The sequence below is a fragment of the Paenarthrobacter sp. CM16 genome, from assembly GCF_013179505.1.
Taxonomy (GTDB): Bacteria; Actinomycetota; Actinomycetes; order Actinomycetales; family Micrococcaceae; genus Arthrobacter.
The window spans coordinates 1-8608 of record NZ_JABMCX010000207.1; the positions used below are offsets into that span (position 1 = coordinate 1).

Annotated in this window: 11 protein-coding genes; 4 read left to right on the plus strand and 7 right to left on the minus strand. The window is 64.1% G+C overall.

The window, feature by feature from the left end; all coding sequences use genetic code 11:
• Positions 1–198: 198 nt before the first annotated feature.
• From HP499_RS16810 to HP499_RS16825, 4 genes are all read right to left on the minus strand, one after another.
• Positions 199–453 carry a hypothetical protein gene (locus HP499_RS16810; protein WP_172325358.1) on the minus strand — a complete coding sequence of 85 codons (255 nt, stop codon included), beginning with the start codon at positions 451–453 and terminating at the stop codon, positions 199–201.
• 84 nt (positions 454–537) lie between these two features.
• The gene (locus tag HP499_RS16815) at positions 538–1911 is read right to left on the minus strand and encodes an NAD(P)(+) transhydrogenase (Re/Si-specific) subunit beta (RefSeq protein ID WP_172325359.1); all 1374 of its coding nucleotides are present in this window, start codon (positions 1909–1911) and stop codon (positions 538–540) included.
• On the minus strand, positions 1908–2306 hold the full coding sequence (locus HP499_RS16820; protein WP_172325360.1) for an NAD(P) transhydrogenase subunit alpha: 399 nt from the start codon (positions 2304–2306) through the stop codon (positions 1908–1910). Before HP499_RS16820 ends, HP499_RS16815 begins: the two co-directional genes overlap by 4 nt.
• On the minus strand, positions 2306–3502 hold the full coding sequence (locus HP499_RS16825; protein ID WP_172325361.1) for a Re/Si-specific NAD(P)(+) transhydrogenase subunit alpha: 1197 nt from the start codon (positions 3500–3502) through the stop codon (positions 2306–2308). Before HP499_RS16825 ends, HP499_RS16820 begins: the two co-directional genes overlap by 1 nt.
• 198 nt (positions 3503–3700) lie before the next feature.
• On the opposite strand from HP499_RS16825, the gene HP499_RS16830 reads away from it, so the two are divergent.
• On the plus strand, positions 3701–4312 hold the full coding sequence (locus tag HP499_RS16830) for an NADPH-dependent FMN reductase (protein WP_172325362.1): 612 nt from the start codon (positions 3701–3703) through the stop codon (positions 4310–4312).
• 125 nt (positions 4313–4437) lie between these two features.
• Positions 4438–4872 carry a hypothetical protein gene (locus tag HP499_RS16835; protein WP_172325363.1) on the plus strand — a complete coding sequence of 145 codons (435 nt, stop codon included), beginning with the start codon at positions 4438–4440 and terminating at the stop codon, positions 4870–4872.
• Between the two features lie 177 nt (positions 4873–5049).
• Here HP499_RS16835 and HP499_RS16840 read toward each other — a convergent pair whose 3' ends face one another.
• Together HP499_RS16840 and HP499_RS16845 are read right to left on the minus strand one after the other, a co-directional pair.
• Entirely contained in the window at positions 5050–5748 is a 699-nt protein-coding gene (locus HP499_RS16840; RefSeq protein ID WP_172325364.1) for an HAD family hydrolase, read from the minus strand.
• Complete coding sequence (locus HP499_RS16845) at positions 5738–6019, minus strand: hypothetical protein (protein WP_253951649.1); 282 nt, start codon at positions 6017–6019, stop codon at positions 5738–5740. The genes HP499_RS16840 and HP499_RS16845 overlap by 11 nt, the downstream gene beginning before the upstream one ends.
• Positions 6020–6133: 114 nt before the next feature.
• On the opposite strand from HP499_RS16845, the gene HP499_RS16850 reads away from it, so the two are divergent.
• The gene (locus HP499_RS16850; protein WP_172325365.1) at positions 6134–6775 is read left to right on the plus strand and encodes an NADPH-dependent F420 reductase; all 642 of its coding nucleotides are present in this window, start codon (positions 6134–6136) and stop codon (positions 6773–6775) included.
• Between the two features lie 211 nt (positions 6776–6986).
• The gene (locus HP499_RS16855; protein WP_172325366.1) at positions 6987–7769 is read left to right on the plus strand and encodes a VOC family protein; all 783 of its coding nucleotides are present in this window, start codon (positions 6987–6989) and stop codon (positions 7767–7769) included.
• Here HP499_RS16855 and HP499_RS16860 read toward each other — a convergent pair.
• Positions 7770–8608: PaaX family transcriptional regulator C-terminal domain-containing protein (locus HP499_RS16860; RefSeq protein ID WP_172325367.1), on the minus strand; the 839-nt coding region annotated here is incomplete at its 5' end.

Consider the following 8608-nt stretch of genomic DNA (forward strand, 5'->3'; position numbering starts at 1 on the left):
AGATCCCAACGGCCTGGCACGGTCCGTTGGTCTTTTCGCGGCCAGGTGAGCCGTTCTCGCCCGCAGAGTCCGCGCGTGCACACCGGCTGGCTGAGCTCGCGGAGATTTTGGCGCACACTCCGGCTGCTCAGTCTTCTTCGAATTTCTTGAGCAGCGTGAAGTCAGCTTAGGATTGCGCCGTTCGGCCCGGAAAAGCGTTCAGTCCAGCATCCGTATCCGGAGACCGGTTCCGCGTTCTTTCTCCACCAGGCGCCGCTCTATGGGCCCGCTTTGGGCAAGCCAGAGCACCCTGCCGTCGTAGGTCACGGACTCCACGCAGCCCTGGTCCACAACCTCGTTGTACCGCCACACCTGGACAGTTTGGCCGACGAGGATCCGCCAATTGGTCACAGCCCGGCCTTCTGCTTCGGCGAAGCGCGGCCCGGGTGTCGGCTTCTTCTTACTGTCCTGCACGTCATTACTCCTAGCGGTTACAAGCTTCCTGTAAAGACTTGTGCCGCCACGGCTCAGTACATGACGCGATTCGGGGGACTTTCGCTAGAGTCCCTTCACTGCGCCCAGGACCTTGGTCAGGGAGTCCTTGGCGTCTCCGAAGAGCAGGGTGGTTTGCGGTTCGTAAAGGAGTTCGTTTTCAATACCGGCAAACCCGGGGCGCATGGAGCGTTTGAGGAACACCACCTGCCGGGCGTCGGCCACTTCAAGGATGGGCATTCCGTAGATGGGTGAGCCAGAGGTGGTCTTCGCGGCAGGGTTGACGACGTCGTTGGCGCCCACCACCAAGGCAACATCGGCAGTCTTGAACTCGGAGTTGATCTCGCCCATTTCCTTGAGCGACTCGTAGGGCACGTTGGCTTCAGCCAGCAGGACATTCATATGGCCCGGCATTCTTCCGGCCACCGGATGGATGGCGAAGTCGACTTCGATCCCCCGCGCTTTCAGGGCTGAGGCGAGCTCGGCTGCGGTGTGCTGCCCTTGGGCGACCGCCAGGCCGTATCCCGGCACAATAATGACCCGTTGCGCATAACCGAGCAGCACTGCCACGTCTTCTGCACTGGAGGATCGAACCGGCCGTTCGCTCACGGCTGTGGACCCGGCCGTGGAGCCGCCCTTGAAGGCACCGAACATGATGCCGGCAACGCTTCGCCCCATCGCCGCGGCCATGGCCCGGGTCAGGATGGTGCCCGACGCCCCAACCAGCGTGCCGGCCACAAGGAGGAGCACATTGCCCAGCACCAACCCCGATGCCGCGACTGCCAAGCCGGTGAAGGCGTTCAGGAGGGAGATGACAATCGGAACATCGGCACCGCCTACGGGCAGCACCAACAGGATTCCGGCAACCAGACCCAAAACCAACAGGACCAACGCCAGCACGAGCGAGCCGTTCAGGATCACAACAACCCCGGCTCCCACGGCCGCCAACAGCACCACGGCCATCAGGACGGGCAGGCCGGGGAAGGTCACAGGCCTGGTGGTCATCAGCCCCTGAAGCTTGGCAAAAGTGACCCCGGAACCGGCGAATGACACGGCACCCACCAGCAGCGTGAAAACGATGGCCAGTCGAACCCAGGGCTCATCCGTGTGGGAAAGTTCCAGCAACGCCACGAGTGCCGCAGCCCCACCGCCCACACCGTTGAAGAGTGCCACGAGCTGGGGCATCTGCGTCATCTGCACCCTGCGGGCCACGGGCGCTGCCACGCCGGAACCGACGGCGATGGCTCCCAGGATCCAGGGGATGTTGTCCAGCTTGACGGAGAGGAACACCGTGACCACGGCCACCAGGGCGCCGAGGGCTCCAATCAGGTTCCCGCGCCGCGCCGTCCGTGGTGAATTGAGGCCCTTGAGGGCGAGGATGAAGCACGCGGCAGCGGCCAGGTAAAGGAGTGCAGTCCAGGTGGGGTTGAGCAGGGTCACGGACGGCGCTCCTTAGCCGCGGCGTCCCGCGTGGTGCCACCTCCGGAACCAGGGCTGCCACCGCTGCCGGGGCTGCCAGTGCTTCCGGGACTGCCCGCACCAACGTTCGACGGCGGTCGCTGCCTTCCACGGAACATCTCCAGCATGCGGTCGGTCACCACAAACCCGCCCACGAGGTTGGCCGTGGCAAGGACTACAGCCAGAAGGGCGACCGCCAGAACCCACGGATCTGCGGCCTGCCCGGCAACGATGATGGCTCCCACCAGGATGATGCCGTGGATCGCGTTGGCCCCGGACATGAGGGGCGTGTGCAGGGTGCTGGAGACTTTGGAAACAACCTCGAAGCCCACAAAAACGGCCAGCACCGTGATCGTCAACAGGCTCATGCCATCCATCAGCGCACTCCTTCAGTTCCGGGACGGGTAGAGCCAAAGGGTGCTGTCTCGCCTGCGAGCGCCGTGAGTGCCTCCGCGGTGGGTGGGTGCCGGACTTCGCCGAGGTGCGTGAGGCAAGTACCCGCCACTACTTCGTCATCGAAGTCCGGGCTGACCACGCCGTCGCGGGTCATCAGGGCCAGCAGGTTGGCCACGTTCTTGGCGTAGAGGCGGGAGGCGTCTGCGGGCATCGCGGAGGCAGCGTCCTTGATCCCCACCAGCGTGACAATGCCTTGGCCGTCGGCCGTGGGGACGGGAATGTCCTGCCCCGGGATGCTTCCCTCAACGTTGCCGCCCGATTCGGCAGCCAGGTCCACCACCACGGAGCCCGGTTTCATGCCCTGCACCATGTCCCGGCTAACCAGCAGTGGTGCGCGCCTGCCGGGAACCGCGGCCGTTGTAATCAACACGTCCGACTGGGCAACGTGCGGTGCCAGGAGTGCCCGTTGCAAGGCGCCGCGGTCTGCACTGAGTTCCCGGGCGTATCCACCGGAGGCCTCAGCGGTTTCGAGGTCCAGTTTGATGAACGTCCCGCCCATGGACGCTACTTCGTCTGCCGACGCGGGTCGAATGTCGTTAGCGGAGACCCGGGCGCCGAGCCGTTTCGCAGTTCCAATAGCCTGCAAGCCGGCAACACCTGCGCCCAGCACCAGCACCCGGGCCGGTGGGATGGTCCCCGCCGCAGTCATATACAGCGGGAAGAACCGGGGCAGGCGCATGGCCGCCTCAAGGACGCACCGATACCCCGCCACCAAGGCTTGGGACGTCAGGGCGTCCATGGATTGGGCGCGGGATATCCGGGGAACCAGTTCGAGGGCAAAGGACGTGATCCCGCCGGCGGCGAGCGCGCGCACGGTGGGCAATTCCGAGGACGGTGATCCCAAACCCACTGTGACCGAACCCCGGCGGAGGGCTCCCGCCGTCGACGGTTCCATGGGACGGACGTGGCAGTAAACATCCAGGGCCCCCAGATCCAGGGACTGCACCACGGAGGCGCCTGCTCGGCCGTACTCATCGTCACTGTGTCCGGCGGCTAATCCGGCCCCGGATTCGATTTCCACTTCAAGGCCCAGGCCCGCCAATTGCTTGACCGTTTCCGGCGTGGCGGCCACACGTCGCTCGCCGTCGAGCGCCTCGCGCGCAATGCCTGCTTTCACCCGCCACCCCTCTTCCCGAACTCTCCCGGACTCGCCTCCGAACCAGTTGGCATGAGTCTATGACTGCAAGGGTCTGCGCGGGAGTAGGGGGCTGCGCTATGTGCACAACTCCACTAGGGTCGGTGGAAGCTGGAAGCAACCAGCCACCACACCGTCGACGAGCCGGTTCCGGCCGTCCCGTCGGAAAGGAACGCCACTATGGATACCTTCAAAATCGGTTATTTCGTGGGAAGCCTGGCGAGCAATTCGATCAACCGGGTTCTTTCCAAGGCGCTGATCAGCGTTGCGCCTCCGGAGCTTGAGTTCCATGAGATCGCCATCAAGGACCTTCCCCTCTACAGTTCGGACTACGACGCCGATTTCCCGCCGGCCGGACGCGAACTTAAGGATGCGATCGCGGCCTCGGACGGGATCCTTTTCATCTCCCCTGAATACAACCGTTCCATCCCCGGCGCGCTGAAGAATGCCATCGACTGGGGTTCGCGTCCGTGGGGCACCAACTCGTTTGCCCGGAAGCCCACGGGAATTATTGGCGCATCGCCTGGCGGTATCGGGACAGCGGTGATGCAATCGTCCATGCGCAGTGTGTTGAGCTTCCTGGACGCGCCGCAGCTGAACGCACCTGAGGCTTATATCCGCTTCGTCGCAGACGCGTACGACGACGACGGTTCAGTTAAGGATGAAGGAACCGCCTCCTTGTTGCGGCATTACATGGAGGAATACAGCGCGTTCGTGCAGCGTGTCCTCGCCGCCAATGCGCCCGGCCACATCGGGGACCAGGAGCCGGATTCCGCCAAGCTCACCCGTTAGTGCCGGCGGGGGTGCCGCTCCTGTTTTAGGGCGGCACCCACGAAAAACACCCACCTCCGCAGCTTAGTCAGTATCCTTACTAGTATGAGGATTCGTGACCACGCCCTAAACCCTTGGAGGTAACGATGTTTCGAAGACTAGCCACCACCGCCGCGGCGTTGGCCCTTTGCGCAGGGTCCATGCTGTCCACCACGGCTGCTGCCAACGCCGCCCACGCCGGCACGGCGCAAATGAGTGCGGCCCAAATGAGTGCGGCCCAAAGCAACGTAGCCGCTACGACGCCGACGCCCACCCCGGATTCCACCAATCCATCCGGGCCCTCAACACAAACGCCAACCAACCCGGCGCCCTCGTCCGGTGCACCCAGCACGCCGAATCCCGCAGGCAGCGGGCCCGCCAACCCAGGGACGGGAGAGTCCGATCCCCAGGAGCAGACCCGTACAGACGCCACGCCGTGGGTGCTGGCTGCCGTGGCGGCCGTGATCATCATCGCCTTGATCATCTGGACCGCCCGCAACCGGCGCGGACGGGATAAGGGCATCAGCGATACACCCCGCTGATCGCCCGGCCCGGGATCAGCGGATCAGCCGGATCAGCGGATCAGCCGGGTCAGCGGATCAGCCGGGTCAGCGGATCAGGAATGCAGCCGAACCAGACACATGATCAAGCCAGGCATGCGGGTAAGCCAGGCATGCGCGTAAGCCAAGCATGCCGGCAGGCCAAGCAACGAGCCAGGCCTAAAGCGTTCCCGCTGCGAGCCGGCCAATGACGCTGGATTCCAGATGCTCCAGCAGGTGCCGCGGGTTGTCGTAGACCTCCGCGGCACCTGCATCACGCAATTCCGCCTCACTGATTCCGCCGCAGGTCAGGGCGATTACGGGCATGCCGATTGCCGCTCCGGCCTTGACGTCCCATACTGCGTCGCCCACAAAGACCGCGTCCTCCGGGCTGACGCCAAGTTTCTCCAGGCAGGCGATGAGGATGTCCGGCGCGGGCTTACTTTCCTTGGCATCGTTTGAGCTGGTCCAGGCATCGATCGATGATCCGGCGTCGAGGATGTGCCGGCTGACCTCAAGGTCGCGCTGTTGTGCTGACGACGCCAAGCCGACGGCGAGTCCGGCGTCGGAGCATGCTGAGAGAAGGTCCCGGACAGAGTCGAACGACCGAAGCGTCGGCCAGAACGTCGCGAAAACCGCACTGTGGGCGTTCTTCAGGTCTTCCTGCAGGTCCTCGGAGCACTCGGGCAGGAGGCTCTGGATCAGCCTGTCGCCTCCCATGCCCACGCGTCGGTGGATGGCTGACATCTCGATGTCCAACCCTTCGCGGCGAAAGGCCTGCCACCACGCCATGGCATGGAAATAGCTGGAGTCAATCAGCGTCCCGTCCACGTCGAAGAGGACTCCACGCCGCTTTGATGCCGTTGAATCAGCTCCCACAGGTGTCCGCCTTCGGCCCGGCCCCTGCGCTCACGCCCATCGGAGCCGGTTCATGATCGGATGCCTCCTGCATGAGTACTTCATACCGCTCCGTGGACCCCGTTCGCAGCAGCCCGGTGCCCGCTACTTCCCTCATGGCGGCGACACCCTCAACGGCATCGTCCAGCGAAGAAAAGCGCTTCGAAAGACCCATCAGCGCGTCTCCGCCGTCCAACACCAGGATGCGAAATCCTCCATCAGGGGTCTCCACCAGTTCCAAATGACCGGCCATACCGACCTCCTCGTCTCAACAACTTCCCCACTAGTAAGACTCCTTAGTATACGGCCGATCGACATATTTTGTAACGCGGGAATGAGGCGCGTGCAACTTCTTGTTCTCCACTGCATGACAACAATTGGAATCATCGGTGCAGGACACATTGGCAGCCAGGTCGCCCGCAAAGCGGTTGAACTTGGCTACGACGTAGTCATCAGCAACTCCCGCGGGCCGGAGACCCTCGGCGAACTGGTGGCCGAACTGGGGCCACGCGCTCGGGCCGCGACAGCAGCCGAAGCAGCAGCGGCGGGCGATTTCGCCGTCGTGACCGTTCCCCTCAAGAACTATCAAGACATCCCGGCTGAGCCGCTCGAGGGCAAGATCGTCATCGACACCAACAACTATTACTGGGAGCGCGACGGTCGCATTCCGGAGCTGGACAACGGCGAAGCCACCACCTCCGGCCTGCTCCAGAAGCACCTCCCCACCTCAAAGGTAGCCAAGGGCTTCAACCACATCCTCGCCCAGGACATCACCACCGACGGCGCCCCGGCCGGCACGCCCAACCGCCGCGCCCTCGCCACCTCCAGCGAATTCCCGGATGCCGCCGGGCTCGTCACCAAGCTCTACGACGAATTCGGCTTCGACACCGTCAACGTCGGCCCACTGGAAGACAGCTGGCGCGTTGAGCGCGACCGCCCCGCGTACGTCATCCGGCAGACCGCCGTCGAACTTCAGGACAACCTCGCCAAGGCGACCCGCACGGTCTAACCCTTGAAGCACGACGGCGAGCGGGCGGCTCACGCTCGCCCGCCGCTTGATGTGGGCAGGCGCACGGCACGTTGCCCTGAAAAGTTGATGAAAACAGTGTCATGAATCGGGCCCGAGTGGCACTTTATGGGTGGCTGCTTCCTCGGGCGCTCGGCGCATCGAGCGCCTGGGGAGGCAGTCCCGCCCCCAGCGCCACGACCCGAGGAGTCCCATGTCCACGAAGATTTCGACCTGGCCCGCCGCAACCCCCATGTGGGTGGACCTGGGAGTGGATGACCTCCCCGCCGCAAAAGCCTTCTACGCAGACCTTTTCGGCTGGGACTTCGCTTCAGGCGGGCAGGACGCCGGGGACTATCAGCTGGCTCAGCTCAGGGGCCGCACTGTGGCCGGAATGGGGCCGAAGCAGGATCCGGACACGCCCACAGCCTGGACCACCTTCCTGGCCTCTGACGATGTTGATCTCACGGCCAAAAAGATCGACGCGGCCGGAGGGCAGCTCCTTGCAGCTCCCTTTGATGTGATGGACTCCGGCCGCATGGCCCTGGCCGCTGACAGCGGCGGTGCAGCGTTCGGGATCTGGCAGGCCGGCACGCACATCGGAGCCGAGCGCGTCAACGAGCACGGCACCCTGTGCTGGAACGAACTGCATACCCGCGATTACACTGCCGCCCGGTCTTTTTACTCGAAGGTCTTCGATGTCAGCTACCAGGACGTCACGGAAGAAGGTCTCATCTACTCCACGGTCCGCCGGCCACTGGATGGCCGGGAAGTGGGCGGTATTCACCACGACACCGCGCTTCCGGATCACACCCCGAATCACTGGATGACCTGGTTCGCCAGCGATTATGTTGCCGGCACCGCCACCCGGGCAGTGGAGCTTGGCGCCACCTTGCTGGGCCCGGTGGAGGAAAGCGCACTGGGGCGGATGGTGGTGGTCCGGGCACCGCAGGGTGAAGTGTTCGGTGTCATTGATGCACCGCGGACCAGCGACTAGTCAGGCCGCCGCGGGGTCCAGCGCTTCTGCGATGACCTCATGTGCATGGGCCGCGGCCAAGGGAGCGGCCAGGCGATGAACTGCCTGGAACGTCCTGCGGACCGCGGGCCCGTGCCACTCCGGCGGGAGGTAGTCCGTGGGCAGATTGGGGTCCCGGTAGGGGAACTTCCGCCACATGGTGAGCATCGGAATGTAATAGCGGAAGGCGTCGCGCCGCAGCTCCTCGGTGGACTCGGCCAGCGCCCTTTCGGGATCGTCGCCCACCCTCTCGGTCCATTGCTGTTCTGCATCTTCGTAGAGCCCAAGGAACTCGGTGAATTGCTCATCGAGCTCCTTGAGGTCCCACCATTCGGAGATTTTGGGCCGCATGGGGCCGTCAAAAACATAGTCGCTCCGGAACAGGTCCACGAACTCAATCAGCCCACCTGCAGTGAGCCGCTCCCGGGCTTGCTCCAGCTTGTGCGCCGGTGCAATCCACACCCCGTTGGCCACCGAACCGAACCCCAGGGCCAGCAAAGCGGAACGCAGCTGGTGCCTGCGGTTTCGCATGGACTCAGGAACTGAAAAAACAGCGAGCACCCAGGTATCTACCGGGGCGGGCGGTTCGGGTGCGAAGATCCGGCGGTCACCTTCACGGAACACATCGCTGATGGACTCGGAAATCTTGTATTTGGCAATCCCGCCCTCGCGGACACTCTTGAGCACGCCCTTGGCTTTGAGCCTGGAGACCGAGGACCGCACACCCGGAGCATCGTAGCCGAGGGAGCCCAGCATGGAGATCAGCGCAGAGACCGGCAAGGCGTCTCCCGCGTTCCGGCCGTAGAGGCCGAAGATCGTAA